Source organism: Acetobacter sp. DmW_125128 (genome assembly GCF_008704325.1).
GTDB classification, from domain to species: Bacteria; Pseudomonadota; Alphaproteobacteria; order Acetobacterales; family Acetobacteraceae; genus Acetobacter; species Acetobacter oryzifermentans.
On record NZ_VHOP01000006.1, the window covers coordinates 67,637 to 84,636 of the forward strand.

17 protein-coding genes are annotated in these 17,000 nt (G+C 52.5%); 9 read left to right on the plus strand and 8 right to left on the minus strand.

The window, feature by feature from the left end; all coding sequences use genetic code 11:
- Window positions 1-56: 56 nt before the first annotated feature.
- Window positions 57-1,457 (minus strand): sugar porter family MFS transporter, encoded by a 1,401-nt coding sequence (locus FKW19_RS02595; RefSeq protein ID WP_006115850.1) that lies wholly within the window; start codon window positions 1,455-1,457, stop codon window positions 57-59.
- A 79-nt stretch (window positions 1,458-1,536) separates the two neighbouring features.
- Window positions 1,537-2,784 (minus strand): lytic transglycosylase domain-containing protein, encoded by a 1,248-nt coding sequence (locus FKW19_RS02600; RefSeq protein WP_089179561.1) that lies wholly within the window; start codon window positions 2,782-2,784, stop codon window positions 1,537-1,539.
- 276 nt (window positions 2,785-3,060) lie between these two features.
- Here FKW19_RS02600 and FKW19_RS02605 point away from each other — a divergent pair, with 276 nt between their 5' ends.
- Window positions 3,061-4,656: an L-lactate permease gene (locus FKW19_RS02605; RefSeq protein ID WP_116100216.1), complete on the plus strand. Its 1,596-nt coding sequence runs from the start codon at window positions 3,061-3,063 to the stop codon at window positions 4,654-4,656.
- 85 nt (window positions 4,657-4,741) lie between these two features.
- Here the strand turns inward: FKW19_RS02605 and FKW19_RS02610 are convergent, their stop codons facing one another.
- The gene (locus FKW19_RS02610; RefSeq protein WP_089179562.1) at window positions 4,742-5,044 is read right to left on the minus strand and encodes a putative quinol monooxygenase; all 303 of its coding nucleotides are present in this window, start codon (window positions 5,042-5,044) and stop codon (window positions 4,742-4,744) included.
- A 149-nt stretch (window positions 5,045-5,193) separates the two neighbouring features.
- Between FKW19_RS02610 and rfaD the strand changes: the two genes are divergently transcribed.
- The 5 genes from rfaD to FKW19_RS02635 are packed head-to-tail and all read left to right on the plus strand — an operon-like array spanning window position 5,194 to window position 9,897.
- Window positions 5,194-6,174, plus strand: a complete 981-nt coding sequence (rfaD, locus tag FKW19_RS02615) for an ADP-glyceromanno-heptose 6-epimerase (protein WP_089179563.1) — start codon at window positions 5,194-5,196, stop codon at window positions 6,172-6,174.
- 24 nt (window positions 6,175-6,198) lie between these two features.
- Window positions 6,199-7,038 (plus strand): prolipoprotein diacylglyceryl transferase, encoded by an 840-nt coding sequence (gene lgt / locus FKW19_RS02620; RefSeq protein ID WP_063354605.1) that lies wholly within the window; start codon window positions 6,199-6,201, stop codon window positions 7,036-7,038.
- An 8-nt stretch (window positions 7,039-7,046) separates the two neighbouring features.
- A complete protein-coding gene (locus FKW19_RS02625; RefSeq protein WP_089179564.1) occupies window positions 7,047-8,075 on the plus strand; it encodes a class I SAM-dependent methyltransferase in 1,029 nt (342 codons plus the stop codon).
- On the plus strand, window positions 8,072-8,857 hold the full coding sequence (gene pgeF / locus FKW19_RS02630) for a peptidoglycan editing factor PgeF (protein ID WP_063354607.1): 786 nt from the start codon (window positions 8,072-8,074) through the stop codon (window positions 8,855-8,857). The genes FKW19_RS02625 and pgeF overlap by 4 nt, the downstream gene beginning before the upstream one ends.
- Window positions 8,854-9,897 carry a hypothetical protein gene (locus tag FKW19_RS02635; protein WP_150150524.1) on the plus strand — a complete coding sequence of 348 codons (1,044 nt, stop codon included), beginning with the start codon at window positions 8,854-8,856 and terminating at the stop codon, window positions 9,895-9,897. Before pgeF ends, FKW19_RS02635 begins: the two co-directional genes overlap by 4 nt.
- A 48-nt stretch (window positions 9,898-9,945) precedes the next feature.
- Here FKW19_RS02635 and FKW19_RS02640 read toward each other — a convergent pair whose 3' ends face one another.
- The gene (locus FKW19_RS02640; RefSeq protein ID WP_089179566.1) at window positions 9,946-11,307 is read right to left on the minus strand and encodes a transglycosylase SLT domain-containing protein; all 1,362 of its coding nucleotides are present in this window, start codon (window positions 11,305-11,307) and stop codon (window positions 9,946-9,948) included.
- Window positions 11,308-11,496: 189 nt separating this feature from the next.
- On the opposite strand from FKW19_RS02640, the gene FKW19_RS02645 reads away from it, so the two are divergent.
- The 3 genes from FKW19_RS02645 to FKW19_RS02655 are packed head-to-tail and all read left to right on the plus strand — an operon-like array spanning window position 11,497 to window position 13,565.
- Entirely contained in the window at window positions 11,497-12,360 is an 864-nt protein-coding gene (locus tag FKW19_RS02645; RefSeq protein WP_006115842.1) for an ABC transporter permease, read from the plus strand.
- On the plus strand, window positions 12,357-13,214 hold the full coding sequence (locus FKW19_RS02650; RefSeq protein WP_089179567.1) for an ABC transporter ATP-binding protein: 858 nt from the start codon (window positions 12,357-12,359) through the stop codon (window positions 13,212-13,214). The genes FKW19_RS02645 and FKW19_RS02650 overlap by 4 nt, the downstream gene beginning before the upstream one ends.
- Window positions 13,215-13,565, plus strand: coding sequence for a YnfA family protein (locus FKW19_RS02655; protein WP_081461423.1), 351 nt, complete (start codon window positions 13,215-13,217; stop codon window positions 13,563-13,565).
- A gap of 4 nt (window positions 13,566-13,569) precedes the next feature.
- On the opposite strand, the gene FKW19_RS02660 is transcribed toward FKW19_RS02655, so the two are convergent.
- The 4 genes from FKW19_RS02660 to FKW19_RS02675 all read right to left on the minus strand — a co-directional run bounded on the left by FKW19_RS02660 (window position 13,570) and on the right by FKW19_RS02675 (window position 16,987).
- Window positions 13,570-14,631: a transporter gene (locus FKW19_RS02660; protein ID WP_035353675.1), complete on the minus strand. Its 1,062-nt coding sequence runs from the start codon at window positions 14,629-14,631 to the stop codon at window positions 13,570-13,572.
- A 146-nt stretch (window positions 14,632-14,777) separates the two neighbouring features.
- The gene (locus FKW19_RS02665; RefSeq protein ID WP_063354611.1) at window positions 14,778-15,065 is read right to left on the minus strand and encodes a hypothetical protein; all 288 of its coding nucleotides are present in this window, start codon (window positions 15,063-15,065) and stop codon (window positions 14,778-14,780) included.
- A 176-nt stretch (window positions 15,066-15,241) separates the two neighbouring features.
- A complete protein-coding gene (gene hisC / locus FKW19_RS02670; RefSeq protein ID WP_089179568.1) occupies window positions 15,242-16,312 on the minus strand; it encodes a histidinol-phosphate transaminase in 1,071 nt (356 codons plus the stop codon).
- A gap of 102 nt (window positions 16,313-16,414) precedes the next feature.
- Entirely contained in the window at window positions 16,415-16,987 is a 573-nt protein-coding gene (locus FKW19_RS02675; protein ID WP_063354613.1) for an ankyrin repeat domain-containing protein, read from the minus strand.
- Between the last annotated feature and the right edge of the window lie 13 nt (window positions 16,988-17,000).

Sequence of the window (17,000 nt, forward strand, 5' to 3'; positions counted from 1 at the left end):
GTTCTTGCCCTTTTAGAATGGACGCATTTTGTCTGCGTCCATTCCTATGCTTTGGTTCAAGAAACCCCGATATTCCGCAGTTTTTTGCCAGACATCAGATTCTGCTCAATTTGTTCCAAGCTGATGCCTTTGGTTTCTGGCACAAACAAATATGTCAGCCCTAAAAAGCAGGCATTCAATATGGCAATCATTCCAAAGGTGGCAGAACCACCCAGCAATGCCAGCACACTTAGAAAAGAAGCACCAACAATCATGTTGGCAATCCAGTTTGTAAGCGTGGACAGCATAATGCCCAGATCCCTACCCTGCATCGGCTGAATTTCCGAACACAGCACCCACACAATCGGCCCGGCGGACATGGCATGCGCTACAATAAAAACCATAATCATAAACACACATGCCATGCGGGATGCCTGATCCACCATACTGCCATGCAGCAGAAGAGATAAGCACGCCATGCTCAGCACCATAATGGCAAAGCCACAATACAGAACTGGCCTGCGCCCCCACTTATCAACCAAACTAATAGCCAGGAATGTTGCCATCACATTCACCAGCCCGATCATGGCGGTACACCACATCTGTGCAGTGCCGACAAAACCTGCAAGCTGAAAAATACGCGGGGCGTAATACATCACCACATTAATACCCGCGAACTGCTGCATAATTTGCAGCAACATACCCAAACCAACCGAACGGCGAAAATTGCTGTTTGCTCGCAATAAGCTCCAGCCATTTTGCTGTGCCTGTAACTGGTTATGAATGGCTTTTATTTCCGCTCGTGCTTCCTGCGGTGTTGCGCGCAGGCTGGTTAGCACTTCCAGCGCTTCGTCCTTACGGCCACGCATCATCAGCCAACGCGGGCTATAAGGCAGAAACAAAACACCAATAACGTAAACAACACCGGGGATGGCAATAACGCCAAACATCCACCGCCATTGTCCGTGGTAACTGAAAAACGTATCGCTTAAAAACGCCAGAAAAATACCTATCGTAATCATAAGCTGATAGGTGGAAATCATGGCGCCACGGCTGGATTGGTCTGATACCTCCGAAAGATAAAGAGGCGCAGCAAAAGCAGCCACGCCGATGGCCAGCCCCATAAGCAAACGCCCGACTATAAGCACAGGCACAGACCACGCCAGAGCACAGAGTAAGGAGCCGGCAATAAAAACGCCGCCCCCAAAAACCAGAGACCATTTGCGCCCGGTATGTCGGGTAATCCACCCAGCACATACAGCCCCTACGGCAGCGCCTGCCATCATGGCGCTGACAATCCATTCCTGCGCCAGGGTAGAGGCATGAAAATCCTGCGCCAGAAAATCTAACGCTCCGGAAATAACACCAATATCCAAACCGGACATTAAACCAGCTGTTGCAGCCAGAACACCAACAACCACAACCTTTATGGGAAAAGTACTTTCTGTTCCCTTATCAGGCATTGCTGCGTTTTCCATTTATTGTTCCACTTTGTTTTTCTGGAAGACGCAGTGGCTTTACAGGTAATTGGATCAAAAGGGAAAAGACTTTCCTTCCTTACCCTCCACGCACCTCAATACACGGCAAAGCACGCGCCCGTAGCACCTGACAAACATCTGCCGGGCCAGTATTTTGGGCCGTAATAAACTGCGCCCGATAATAAGACCGCCCCGCCACGGAAGCCTGTGTAACAGTAGGGCGCACAGATAAAGCATGCGCTGTTAACAGACGGCGTACCGAGTCTAGCATGCGCTGGGCCTCGGCATAGGATGCAAAAGCCCCAACCTGTACCGCGCCGGATGATCTTCCATGCAAAGGTGATGAAGGCAGTGTGAGAACATGCGCAGGGGTGGAAGAAGCATAATGCCTTTGTGCTGAAGGTAAATTGTAAGCCGCAGTTTGCACTGGTGTACTACGAGGCGCTACCGCAAGCGGGGTAGCTATTACCGCCTGATCCGAAATGCTAACCGGTTGGGCCTGTGCAACTTCTACAGGAGCTGCCTCTTCAACCGGTTGCGGATCAGGATGCGGCGTATCTCTATCCATCAAACAAGGGGTTGAGGGATCATACGCTGCATTAGGATCACGCAAGCAGCCATCGGCTGTGCGCGAAAGATCCGCTCGTGCATATTCTGCCACAGGAGCAGCTGCCACAGATGAACCTACGCTGGCTACCATGACAGGAGCAGAGGACGGAGCAAAACTGCCTGTTGGTGCCGTTGTTGTGCCTAAATGTGGCGTAATGGATGCAACATAATTCACCGTTTCATCCGGCAAAGGCCGCCCGGATGTTAAGTAATCATCCACGCGCTGCGGGCCTGCATTGTAGGCTGCCAAAAATCCTGGCGCACCATAATGATCATACATCTGGCGGATATAGCCTGCGCCCGCCATGATATTATCATGCGGGTTATACGGATCTCCCCCCAGATTGAACTGGCTTTGCATATCCGCATAAGTAGCGGGCATAAGCTGCATTAACCCCATTGCGCCAGCAGATGACGTTGTAAGCTGACCATCCAGATACTGATGCCCGCCCGATTCCTGCTGCATCACAGCACGTATCCAGCTTTCCGGTATGGAAAAACGCTGCGATGCTTCTTTTATGTATGGCCCCCAAGGATTTTCTGCCGAACCTACAGGCCTATAGGCAGCTGGGTTGGCTTCTGATCTTTCATATGCGGCCTGATAATACGCCTGAGAGGAGGCATATCCCCCGGGTCTGACGGCAGGTGTCGCGCACCCCGCCAACCCCAGCATGAGCGCAGCATATACTATTTGCCGTTGCTGAACCCGAAAAGACACCCGCTGTCCCCTTCCGTATGAACTTCTGCCATAAGGCTTGTCCCATAAACTTGCGACAAAAAGCACGGATTACGGGACACCCCCACATCTATTACCAATATGTCATTTTCATGGAAGATGGCTGTTAAGCGGCCTTATCTAAAAGTTATCTAAAAGTTCCCTCATCACAACATATTGTTATAACGACATTTTTTCTTGCATCACGCCGCAACCGCCCGCTTAAGATTGCTTTATCCCCCACATAAGAAGGGGAATAACGCCTATTCAGGAACTGCCATGTTCATACAGCCACTTGTTCCGGCGGGGCACAGCCTTGTGCTGTCATTTCTGCTCGCGGCCTCACCTATTATCGTGACACTCTTTGTTATGGGTATTCTACGCCGTCCGGCATGGCAGGCCACTCTGGGCGGCTTAATTGTCGGGTTGCTTGTTGCCACCACCATCTGGGGGCTACCAGCCAAACTGGCAGTCGCCAGCATCAGCAACGGCGTTGTATTTTCTCTTCTGCCAGTTATGTGGATCGCACTTTCTGCACTCTTTCTGTTCAATGTGGCCGTGCAAAATGGGCGGTTTGATGCCTTCCGAGACTGGATTATCCAACACGTTCCCAATGATAGGCGCATCATGCTGGTGGTACTGGGCTTCTGCTTTAGTGCTGCATTGGAAGGCGTGGCTGGATTTGGCACACCTGTAGCCATTACCAGCGCCTTACTGATCATGCTGGGTTTTTCGGCACTGGATGCCCTTACTTATGTGCTGATCTTTAACTCCGCACCGGTAGCCTTTGGTGGCTTGGGTATTCCTGTTACCGTTCTGGGCTCTATTACAGGCTTACCAGCAGATGTGCTGGGGGGCACCATTGGGCGGCAGCTTACCCCCTTTGCACTGCTTATTCCCTTTTACGTTATGGCGCTTTACGGCGGGTGGCGTTCCGTCCGGCAGACATGGCCTGTGCTGCTGGTAGCCGGTGGCAGCTTTGCCCTGACACTACTGGTTATCTCTGGTGCCGGACTTTACAGCCTCAGCAACGTGCTTTCTTCCAGCGTAGCGCTTGTTGCTACCATTGGCTTCCTGCGTTTTTGGAAACCAGCATCAGACCCACAATACGCTATTGATCTCAGCGGCTTGAACAGTCAGCAAGCTGGCGCGGCTCCTGCTGTTCCCCGCTGGCAAGGATGGATTCCTTGGATCACGGTTATTGCTGTGGTGATTGCGTGGGATGCCCTGCATATTGCTAAAATTAGCACGCTGCCCATTCATTGGCCTGGGCTGGATAATGCGGTGTTTATCTCTCTTTACAAAACGCCTTATGCCGCTGTGTGGAAGTTTGAACCATTGGGCACAGGCACGGCCATTTTGGTTGCTACCATTCTAACAGCCCTGTTCACCCGCACAACGTTGCAACAATTTGGCGCGGCTGCCCGCACCACACTCAAGCAGGGTTGGCTGGCTGTCGTAACTGTTGCACTCACAATTGGGCTGGCGTTTTTGATGAACTATTCCGGCATGACCTATACTTTAGGGTATGCGGTTTCCTCCGCTGGTATGGTCTTTCCGCTGGTTTCTGTTTTCCTAGGCTGGATTGCCGTGTTCCTGACAGGAAGTGATACCTCTGGCAATGCGCTTTTCGGCAACTTGCAGGTGGCCGCAGCGCATCAGCTTTCGCTAGACCCGGTGCTGTTTGCTTCTGCAAACTCGTCCGGCGGTGTCATGGGCAAAATGATCTCCCCCCAGAACATCACTACCGGCGTATCTGTAACATCCTTGAAAGGTCAGGAAGGCACTGTGCTGGCGCGCACCTTTAAGCACAGCCTGTTTTTAACCTTCTGTATCGGACTGGTGGTTGTTTTCCAGCAGTTTGTGCTGCGATAGCAGCCTTATTTTACTCGGTAACCCAAAACAAAAACGGCCCCATACAAGTGGGGCCGTTTTTTTATGCAGATTTCAGCGTATGCGTTCAGGCACCGGGCAAAGGCTGCAAAATATGAAGCTGAATTGGCTTTTCCAACAGCGGGCTAATTTCTGCTGCAAGTGTTTTAAAATGCGGTGTTTCCATATGATCCTGCAATGCCTTACGGCTTGCCCAGCGTTCTACAAAAACAAATGTCTGCGGATCATCCAGATCACGGTTCGGCACGTACTGGCTGTTGGTGCTTTCTGCACGAGATGGCTTGATGCACGCCGCCATAGCCCGCGCTACTTTTTCCTCTGTGCCCGGCTTTACCTTTAAAAAAGCAACAACTGTAATTTCTTCGCTCATGCTACGGGCCTCTTTCCTGATAAATTGCAATTACGCGTAAATAGTAGGCAATATATTGCGCTCTGACTACGGGATGAAACACCACCTCTGAGCACATCAGGCATTTGACAGCTTGGAGTGTGCGAAGCCGCCCATTATACTCCCGCACCATGATAGTAATTACAGGGGGAGCCGGTTTTATCGGCTCATGCCTACAGGCAGCATTGGCCGCCAGAGGGCTGGAAACCATAATTGTTGATTGGCTTGGGCAGGAAGGCAAATGGCGCAATGTGTCCCAACATGCACCAACACGCCTGATTGCCCCAGAAAACCTGGAAGATTTTCTGGCGACCACCCCCAAAATAGACACCATCTTCCATATGGGCGCTATTAGTGAGACCACCGCAACAGATGGTGATCTGGTATGGCGCACCAATGTGGAACTCTCGCAAACACTATGGGATTGGTGCACACGCAACCGCGCAAGATTTATTTATGCGTCTTCCGCCGCCACATATGGCGCGGCGGATAAACCCGAACTTTTTAATGATGATCCGGGGCATCTCTCACAACTGCGGCCACTCAATTTGTACGGCTGGTCCAAACACGTGTTTGATCAACACGTTACCACCACGCTGGATCAGCACACACCGCGCCCGCCACAATGGGCCGGACTAAAGTTCTTTAACGTTTACGGGCCGAACGAATACCACAAAGGCAAAATGATCTCTGTGGTGAAAGTGAAGTATGATGAGGTTAAATCTGGCCAACCCGCCCGTTTGTTCCGGTCTGATAGGCCAGACATTGCAGATGGCATGCAGGCCCGTGACTTCATATGGGTGGGTGATGTCGTAAACGTTATGCTCTGGCTGTATGATAACCCGGAGGTATCAGACCTGTTTAACTGCGGCACCGGCACAGCACGCACGTATCTGGATCTGGCTCATGCCGTGTGCGATGCCATTGGCTGCGAGCGCCAGATAGAATTTATTGATATGCCCCAAAGCTTGCGTGGGCAGTATCAATCCTACACACAAGCAGATCTTTCCCGCCTGCGGGCCGCTGGTTACACTGGCCAGTTCACATCGCTGGAAGAGGGCGTTAAACGCTACGTGCAAGATTATCTTGCCACGGATAATCCCTATCTCTGACCCAGCCATACCGGATCACCCATCATGCTTCCTGTTCTGATGTTTCCTCAGTTTAACCCGGTGCTGGTGCATGTCGGGCCATTTGCCATACGGTGGTATGCGCTCTCCTATATCATCGGCATTGTGCTGGGTATTACGCTGCTACGGCGCTTGGTTAATCTTCCTCCGCGTGCTGGCACGCCAGAACTGGCGGATGACTTTCTGGCTTGGGTAACCCTTGGTATTCTAATGGGTGGGCGGCTGGGATACGTGCTGTTTTACCAACCCGGCTATTACATCACGCACCCTCTGGCCATGCTGGAAGTATGGCATGGGGGTATGTCCTTCCATGGCGGCGCGCTTGGCGTCATTATCGCCATGATGCTGTTTACATGGCGCCATAAGTTGAACTTTCTGGCCTTTGCAGACCGCGTTACCATTGCCGTGCCTATTGGCTTAGGGCTGGGCCGCATAGCCAACTTTATCAATGGGGAATTATGGGGACGAGAAGCTCCAGCCTCTTTGCCGTGGGCCATGATCTTTCCCGATGGCGGGCCAATCCCGCGGCATCCCTCACAACTTTATGAGGCACTGACAGAAGGGCTGCTGCTTTTTCTGGTTATGTTTGCAGCATCTCGCAAGCTCTCTATCCGTGAACGCCCCGGTTTTCTTGCAGGTCTATTTTTGGCTGGTTATGCCTGCGCACGCAGTTTTTGCGAGTTTTTCCGGGAACCGGATTCATTCCTTGGGTTTCTGCCTGGCGGCATTACCATGGGGCAACTGCTGTGCTGCCCTATGCTGGCAGCAGGCATTGCGCTTATGGTGTATGCCAACCGCCACCCGGTTTACGAAGGCATTCCCCCAGAAGCAGAAGCCAAGCCATAATTACGCGCATGCCTTCCTCTTTGCCTCCACAAGCTGAAAGGCTGGATGTATTTATGGCGCGTGCCAATGCCCGCTATTATGCTACCACGCCTTTGCTTTCAGACTTTATTACCGCGCCCGAAATCTCTCAGGTTTTTGGCGAACTTCTAGGGGCTTGGGCCGCTACGGTCTGGCAGAGTATGGGTTGCCCTGCACACGTTATCCTTGCAGAAGCCGGGCCGGGGCGTGGCACACTTATGGCAGACGCGCTACGGCTAATTACACGCTGTGCACCAGATTTTGCGCGTGCGCTTGATGTGCATCTGATAGAAATCTCTCCCCTTATGCGGCAGGCGCAAAAGCAAGCCCTTGCACCTTACATGGTGCCCACATGGCATAACCGGATAGAAGACCTTCCCTCTGGCCCGCTTATCCTGCTGGGAAATGAATTTCTGGATGCCCTGCCCATTCGCCAGTTTATGCAAACGCCTTCTGGCTGGCGCGAACGCTACGTAATGGATCAGACATTTCATCTTGTTCCATGTGCCGCACCAACATTGCCAGACGACAGAAAACTGGAAGCAAACACCATTGTAGAACTTTGCGAACCCGCGCTGGAGATTGCACGCCATCTAGGGCAACGTTTCGCAACTCAATCGGGTGTGACGCTGTTTATTGATTACGGCCACCATTCCACCCTAACGGGAGATTCTCTTCAGGCATTACGCCATGCACGCCCAACACATCCGTTGGAAGCTGCCGGAGAAGCTGATCTGACAGCGCATGTTGATTTCACAGCCTTTGGCGCTACGGCCCAACAGGCTGGGGCCTGTGTTTATGGTGCAGAAACGCAAGGTGCATTTTTGCGTGCATTAGGCCTTATGGAGCGCACCGAACAACTGGCCACGCGCGCAACAGCAGAAGATGCCGCCATCCTGCGCAGTGCCGCACATCGGCTGGCCGCCCCAGAGAAAATGGGGCATTTGTTCCGTGTTATGGCTCTTGCCTCTCCCAGCTTGCCCTCACCTCCCGGCTTCATGAAAGGAGCGGACGTATGACTACAACGCTCTCACCTCTCACCAGCCCTTTACTTGGGCATACACGCCACGGATTTTTCACGCGGGAAGGCGGTGTTTCCACCGGCCCTTACGCCAGCCTCAACTGCTCTACAAAATCTGGCGACACCCCACAGAATCTGGCTGAAAATCGCAGACGGGTTGCAACGCATCTGGGTGTGCAGGCAAGCCATTTGCTAGGTGTCACACAAGTGCATGGCCGCGCTGTGATAACCGCCACAGCCCCTTGGCCACCCGGCACAGGCGCGCCGGCTGATGCGCTTGTAACCAATCAGCCAGATATTGCCATTGGCGTTATTACCGCAGATTGCGCACCCGTTTTGTTTGCCAATGCAGAAGGCACCATTGTTGGCGCCGCCCATGCAGGCTGGCGCGGCGCTTTGGCTGGGATTTTGGAATCTACACTGGAAGCCATGAAGGCCCTTGGCGCTAACATGGAAAGTATTAGCGCTGTTGTTGGGCCCTGCATTGCTCAGGAAAGCTACGAAACAGCCGAAGATATGCATACGGCCATCACTACGGCAGATAAACAGGCGGCTCGCTTTTTTGCTCCGGGCACACGCGCTGGCCATTATCAGTTTGATCTGGCGGGTTGGTGCGTTTTTCGGCTGCAACAAGCCGGAGTGCGTAATGCTGCCGCATTAGGCGTTGATACACTCTCTGACGAAAAACGCTTTTTTAGCCATCGCCGCCGCACTCTGGCTGGTGGTGGACAGATTGGACACCAGATTTCAGCGATTGCTACGGGACTTCAGAACGGATGAACCGCCTTTTACGCCATGCTGCCTTGCCGCTTTCCTCTCTACTGCTCTTGGCAGGGTGTTTGGATGTGCCGCATCCGTTTTCCAACCCCGGCAAAGCTGGGTCAAAACTTGCAGCCAATGCGCCGCCATCCCGGTTAGATATTCCCACGCCTACAGATTCTTTGCTGTCTGATGCCTCTGCCCAGATATGGGCCAAAGATGTTGCATCGGAACTTCTACAGCAAACCATTCCAGCCATTGCCCAACCCACAAGGCCTGGAGACTGGTGGCTGAAAATGCGAGCAGAACTGCGAGGCGATCAGGTTGTGCCAATTTACACAATCATGACGCCTAAAAACCAAATTCGCGCTACGCAGGAAGGGCAAGCTGTACCCGCGGCCCAGTGGTCTGCCGGAGATGCACCTTTCTTCACACTGGTTGCGCAGGATGCTGCACCACGTATTTCATCTGTGCTAACGGGTATTCAGGCAGATGATATGGAAAAAGACCCACACAGTCTCAAGCATCGTGCTGCACGGGTTTATTTTACAGGTGTAACCGGCGCACCGGGTGACGGCGATGTGTCTTTGGCCCGTGCCTTCACAGCCTCTTTCCGAGACAGTGAAGATACAATCCAGAACTCAAAAGAAAATGCTGATTTCACGGTTCATTCCACCGTTAAACTGACGCCCGGCCCGGTAGGCACGCTGGGGCATCCGCAACAGCATATCGAAATTGTCTGGAGCGTTGTGGACAAGGAAGGCAAGGAAGCCGGTGCGGCAACACAGCTCCATGATATTGATGCACACTCCCTAGATAATTATTGGGGGGATGTTGCCGTTGCTGCTGCGCAAGAAGCTGCCGCAGCCGTTAAACAAATTATCGGTCGCTATTCTGGGCGAGATAATGCACCATTAGGTGCGCCCGGTGCACCCCAGCCAGCACAGGCACAGGCACAGGCACAGGCACAGGCACAGGCAGCTCAAGCGGCTATTACCACAAACGGCAATACAAATGGCCCGACACGGCAAAACCAACCTGTGGCCCCGGCTCTACCATAAGAAAAATGGATATATTTTTGTGCCTATATCACTTAATAGGCACAAAAATCAGGAACGCGAACCGGGGGAAATCACCACGCAGCCACTTAGCTTGCGGCAAGCATCCAATGCTTCTTCGTGCGAAAGATTGGTCAGCCTAGCTCGATACAATTTGCCCGTTTTGGCCTGAACACTCGCTATTTGCGCACGTGCGCCAGAAAGGGCTGCCCGGTTGCGCGCTTGCCCGGTTGCACTTTGCGCCATGGATTGCGTGCCAAACGCACCTACCTGAATAGCCCATGTTTTGGACTCATCGCCACGTGTACGATGCGTCAGTAATGGCGCAGGTTCTGCGTGTGCAGCAGAAAACATCTGTATGCGCCGTTGAGACGTGCTCCCCAACACAAGGCGGGAAGGTGCTGTAGGTTGTTCTGGCGGGTTAGGAATAGGATCAGACGCATCTGCCACCTGCACTGGCGCAGTTGAGGCCGCTGTTTCGGAAGATCCTAGCCGCTGCGCCCAAGCTGCACGCACATCTGCCGGGCTTTCTGTCAGCCCGCTAATGCGGCCTTTACGGGCAACAGGTTGCCATTCTGGTGTATAGGATGTGGTTGCGGCATCTCCATCATTCCCCACCACTTCAGCCAGTTGCACCGGTTGTGCACCACTATTGCCGCTCCGCTGCGCCCAAGCAGATTTAACGGAGTTCACTTCCCCTACAGATTGAATAGGCTGGTAGGACTGGGCCATGCTATCATGGCTGGCAACCAACAAATCTGCCTGAGAGCGATTGGTCGGAGAAATCCCGACAATCCTGCGCCCGATAGAGGCTACATAATTCCGGGTTTCACGCGGGAGCGTACGGTTGCGCGTCAGAAAATCTTCCAGCCTTCCGGGGCCTGCATTGTAAGCCGCCAAAAAACCCGGAGAACCATACACATCATACAACTGGCGAATATAACCCGTGCCCGCCATAATATTATCATGCGGGTCAAACGCATCATCACCCAAGCTATAGGCTTGGCGCATTTCATCATATGTGGGAGGCATGAGCTGCATCAGCCCCATAGCCCCCGGCCCGGATGTGACAAGCTGCCCATTATGAAAAAGCCTGCCGCCCGATTCTTGCTGAATAACCGCGCGTATCCATGCATCCGGCACATCAAACCGCTTTGATGCTTCCTGAATATACGGCCCCCAAGGATCTTGCGCTGTGCCAGGTGGTGCGTAATAGGAACGCGCATGCGCCCGATACCGTGCGGCTTCTTCCGCCACAGGCATGGTAATATCATCCCCACTGGGCTGATTTGCACAGGCAGAAAGTAACGCCAAAAGCCCCAGAATAACTGAACCTTTAGTAGCGCGGGCCAATCTTTTGCCTCGCCATGCCACAGAACACCGCTTATGCTGGCTGACCTGTTTGGATGTCATGCTGTCTGGTCATCCCATTCATGGAAGGCAAGGCACCGGCTTGTCGGGAAGCTTTCCTGACGATCTGGCATAAAACTCATGCTGGTATTTATACCTCGGAGGTTTCTCATGCAAGAAATCGCTGTTGTTGTTCTTTGCCCATTATACTGCCTGTTGCAGAGACCGAATTGATCGGATAGGCCATAAAGCATGACGGCCACATCTGGTTCTTCCGCGCAGTTTTCTGGATCTGGGTTACCTACACACCCTAGCCAACCTTCGCGCTCCCGCCTTGTTTCTGCCTGCAATGACATTGCGGGCGGGCTACGCCTGTGGCGACTGGCCCTTTCGTTGGGCTGGCTAGATATCCGGCTGCAATTCAACGGATCACGCATTGGCCCCTTCTGGCTTACACTTACTACCGGTGTCATGGTTGGCTCCATGGGGCTGATCTATTCTCAGCTCTTCCATCTGGTTCTGCACGATTACCTCCCATACCTGGCAATTTCGCTTATTCTATGGCAGGCGGGACTTTCCTCTCTTATTCAAGAAAGCTGTTCTACCTTTACGCGGGCGGCAGAAACCCTGCGTTCGGTTAACATGCCGTATTCCGTGCAGGCGTTCCGCACCATGGTTCGGTGTGGGATTATGTTTGGTTACAACATCATTGTGCCTATTGTGGTATTTTTGGTGTTGGGCGTATGGCCGGGCCTTACCATGCTTTTGGCCATACCGGCCATTGCAGTATGGTTAGCCAACAACGTAGCACTCTGCCTGTTATTGGGCAGTGCTTGTGCCCGTTTTAGAGATATTCCGCCTATTGTAGGCAGTATTCTCCAGATTATGTTTTACATTACCCCTGTTATTTGGGAGCCCAAACAGCTCGGAAACACAACATTCTGGCTGTATTTCAATCCATTTTATGCACTGCTAGAAATTGTCCGCCGCCCGTTTTTGGGGCAGGCTCCGGAACTCACATTATGGATGATTGCCGGAGGTTTCAGCCTCACTTTATGGATTCTGGCCTTATTCACCTTCTCCCGCTCCCGTAGCAGACTGGCGTTCTGGATATGACAGATTCTTCTACGCTTGCGAGAGCAAAAACCACCACTGAATCAGCCTCCATCAGCATTAAAGATCTTTCGCTTAGCTTTCCCATTTTCCATGGAGGGGCGCGTTCACTTAAAAAAATGCTCCTTAAGCGCGGTAAGTCTCTGCTGGCCAGTGCGCGCGGGCTTCAAACTGGAGGCGCTGTTACCCTTGGGCAAGGTGAAACAGGCACAGTTTACGTAGAAGCACTCAGAGATGTTTCTCTCAGTATCAAGGCTGGAGAACGCGTGGGGCTTATTGGGCATAACGGTGCAGGTAAATCCACTCTGCTGCGTGTTATGGCGGGCATCTACATGCCGGAAGCGCCAAACGTGCATATTCATGGCAAAGTGGCCCCGTTGCTGGATCTGTTTTCTGGCATGAATCCACAGTTGACGGGGCGGGAAAACATCAGCCTGTTTGGCCACCAGAAAGGCTTTCATTCCGCACAGATCAGCCAACTTGAAAAAGACGTAGAAGCTTTTGCTCAGCTAGATGACTTTTTAGATTTACCCGTAAGGCTTTATTCCACTGGCATGACCATTCGGCTGGGTTTTGGCCTTGCAACTTCCATTACCCCACAAATCCTGCTGATGGATGAATGGTTTATGGCTGGAGATTTCCACTTTCAGGAACGTGCAGAAAAGCGCTTGGCCTCTGTAGTGGATTCTACGGATATTCTGGTCATTACTTCACATGCGCTGGGTGTGCTGGAAAAATGGTGCACCCGGCTTATCTGGATGGAACATGGGCAGATACGGATGGATGGCTCGGTAAAATCTGTCATGGACGCATACCGTGCAGAGTCTGAACAAAGCACCCAGAAAGACCATTCCTGAATCATGAATGCACTTGTTTTTCTGCTGCGTTCTTTCGGTATCTATCTTCTTGCCGGTTTTGCCGAAATTGCAGGCTGCTTTGCCGTCTGGCTCTGGATAAAGGAAGGCCGCTCAGGTTGGCTGACTGTCCCCGGACTGATCAGCCTCTGCATATTTGCCTTTCTGCTCACACGTATAGATGAAGAAAGCGCAAGCCGGGCCTATGCTGCTTATGGTGGTGTTTATATTACGGCATCACTTATATGGATGCGCTGTGTAGAAGGCCGGACACCGGATAAATGGGAAATGACCGGCGCGTTAATCTGCTTACTGGGTGCTGGCGTTATTCTGTTAGCCCCACGGCACGGATAAAAGCTTAAAGCAGTTTTGTCAGCTTCAGCACAAACCATGTGCCAAGCATGATACCAAAGCACAGAATACCGGCAATAACCGTATCCCACGCACCGCCGGACAAAAACATACCACCAGTGTTCATGCCGAAAAACCCGGTTACAAACGTGGCTGGCAGCATCAATGTTGTGCCAACAGAAACGATATACAGCCGACGGTTGGTTTCTTCCGCCTGATTAGATGTAAGTTCATCCTGCAAAGAGCGCGCCCTGTCCTGCAAGGCCAAAAGGTCATCCAGCGCTGCATGAACCTGCCGTTGGGAACGATCTCGCAAATCATCCTCAGCCCATTCAGGCAGTTCCAGTTCCTCATCACGAAAAATACGATCTACCGGTGCCAGAACACGTCGCAATTCTGTAGAGCGACGCCGGGCAACACCCAGCAGGCCACTCATGCGGCCCAGATCTGTATCTCGATCCAGCATCAGCAGCACATCTTCTGCACGATCCAACTGATCATCCAACCGTGCAAAATCACGCCGCAATGTATCTGCAAATTCCAGCAACGCCCGATCTACCACCTTGGCAGGAGAACGGGGAACAAGCCCACGCTGTAACTCGTGATACACCACACCCAATGCAGGAATAGGGTGCCTGCGCGTGGTGAGCAGCAGGTCTGGTTCCAGAGCAAACCGCCACGTGCTAACATTTCTTTCATCATCAGTGGATGTGTCATCAAACGCTGGCAGGGCACCAAAAACAATATCGCCCTCACTTTCCAGCCGCGTGCTGCGCTCCAGATTGGTCAGAACCTGACGTACCTCTTCTGGTAACGAAGGTATACTTTCAATCTGCGCGCGAGAAAGAGTATGGACAATATCAAAATGGAACCAAGCCCACCCATCCTCTTTCATGAGTTCTGGGGGGAAGCTACCAGTTGTTAGGCGTTGCGTTACAACATCCCGCCCCAGTTCCACCGGCTCCTTACCCGGACGGCAGAAAATGGCCCACACCAAGCCATCACGCAGCAGGGTACCACCTTCAGAAAGAAGATCAGGCAGGGCTCCGGCTGATGGTAGGTTGGGCATCACTGGTCTCCCTGCTTTCTTACGGGCATATCCCTAAGCGGGCTGCGTAATAAAACCTGTTTTTGGCGCCAGCGCCAGTCAGGTTGCATAGCATGGGCCAAACATTGGCAAAAGGCAGGCAAACCACCTTTTGCCAACACTTAAACTTATGATCGCACCCGCAAACCGCCGGAACGACGGCCAGAACTATCCCTTGCAGGGCGAGCAGAGCGCGCACCATCTTGCTGCTTGCGTGCAGCTTTAAGAACAGGTGCCGCTGTAAGCTCGGCTTCTAGCTGAGCAATACGCTTACGTATGCTTTCCTTAAGCGCCGGAGAGGTATGAGCCTTCATTGCCCCCAGCGTTTCCTTCAGATCGCGCAGCTGCTTCTGTTTTTCTGGCAGAGAACGACGAATAGGCTGGTTGTCAGACATCTGGCCACGATAAGCACGCATGAGCTGAACCTCATTACAACAAAAGAAGGCACGGCCAGCATTATGGCCGCGCTGCCTGCACAGTGCAGAAGTGACCTATTGAAACCTGCGCCAAACGCACATAGCCGGTCACCCACCGCAAAAAACGGCAGGCAAGCCCCCTATACGCGCAAAGAAAGCAGACTTTTAAGGTCTGATTATAGCGAATTGCTGCACAGAATATCCCGCAGCGTTGAAAGCAAGCTTTCACACTGCTGATCTGTGCCGACCGTAATGCGCAACCACGCAGCGGTGCGCTCACCCCTTAAGTGCCTAACAATAATGGCACGCTCTCTGAGTTGGGTGGCCAGTTCTGCTGCGTTCCGGTTCGGATGTCGAGTGTAAACAAAATTGGCTTTGGACGGCAAGACATCAAAGCCGAGTTTTTGCAGCCCATTTGCCAACGCCGTTCTGCTGGCAATCACCTTCTGCACGCTGGAAGCAAACCATGCCTCATCTTCCACCGCAGCCGTTGCACCCACCTGCGCCAGACGATCCAGAGGGTAGGAATTAAAACTATCCTTAATCCGCACCAGCCCTTCAATAAGTTCAGGCTGCCCAAACGCAAAACCAACCCGCAAGCCAGCAAGTGCACGGGATTTAGAAAAAGTCTGTACCACCAAGAGGTTGGGGTATTCCTTAATTAAGGAAACAGCACTTTCAGCGCCAAAATCCACATAGGCTTCATCAATCAGCACAACACGGTCTGGCTGAAGCTCCAGAAGTTTACGCACCTCCGCCAGACTAAGGGCAATTCCCGTTGGTGCGTTGGGGTTGGCAACCACCACACCACTGCATGGGCCTGCATAATCTGCAATATTTACCTGCATATCATCCGTAAGTGGAACCGTACGGAAAGGTAGGGAATAAAGGCCGCAATACACATGGTAAAAGCTGTAGGTTACATCTGCAAACAACAACGGTGCGCCATGCGCAAAGAATGCCTGAAAAGCATGTGCCAGAACCTCGTCCGAACCATTGCCAACAAACACATATTCCGGCCCCAACCCAACACGGGCACCTAAAGCTGTGCGCAAAGCCAAAGCTTCAGGATCTGGATACAGGCGCAACGTATCATTATCCGCTGCCTGAATGGCCTCCAGCACGCGCGGAGACGGGCCATAAGGCGATTCGTTGGTATTCAACTTGATCAGATCGGTCATTTTGGGCTGCTCACCGGGAACATACGGTGTCAGCTTATGAACAAGCGGGCTCCAGAAACGACTCATGCTACCTATATCCAAAAAAAACAAAAGCAGCCTGATGTTCAGGCCGCCTTATCCCTTCTTATCTGAAGGTGTAAAACCAAAATAATCTGCCAATCCCTTTATTCAGGAAAGGCTGGCAGCCACTGCTTTCAGTGCTTCTTCAAGAGCAGGTTTGCCTTGCCTGTGGGCCAGATCAATAGCGTTTAAGCCTTCGCCATCACGCAATGTCGGGTTGGCCCCGGCTTTCAGCAACAGCAGAGCCATATCATCCCGCCCAAACATCACGGCAAAGATCAGTGGCGTGCGCCCAACAGCATTGGGAATATCCACCGCAGCCCCAGCTTTCAGCAACATGTTAGCAATAGGCATATCGCCTTTAAACGCCACACCTGCCAGCGCCGTGGCTCCTTTTTCATCCTGCAAATCAGGCTTTGCACCATGCGCTAAAAGTACGCTTACGGCATCCTTATGCCCATTGTAAGAAGCCAGAATAAGCGGCGTATATCCTTTTTCAGCCCGCAGATTCGGATCCATACCGGCCTGCAAAAAGCGGGCCAGCATATCTGCATCCCCTTCCCGCGCAGCGTTTAGAAAAAGTGCTTCAATCTGCTCACGCGTAAAGCCCTGTGCGCTACCACCGGTTGCCGGGGTGGCTGTTCCCTGCTCGGACGGAGTCCGGGAAGAAACTTCTGTCATGACTGACCTCCGG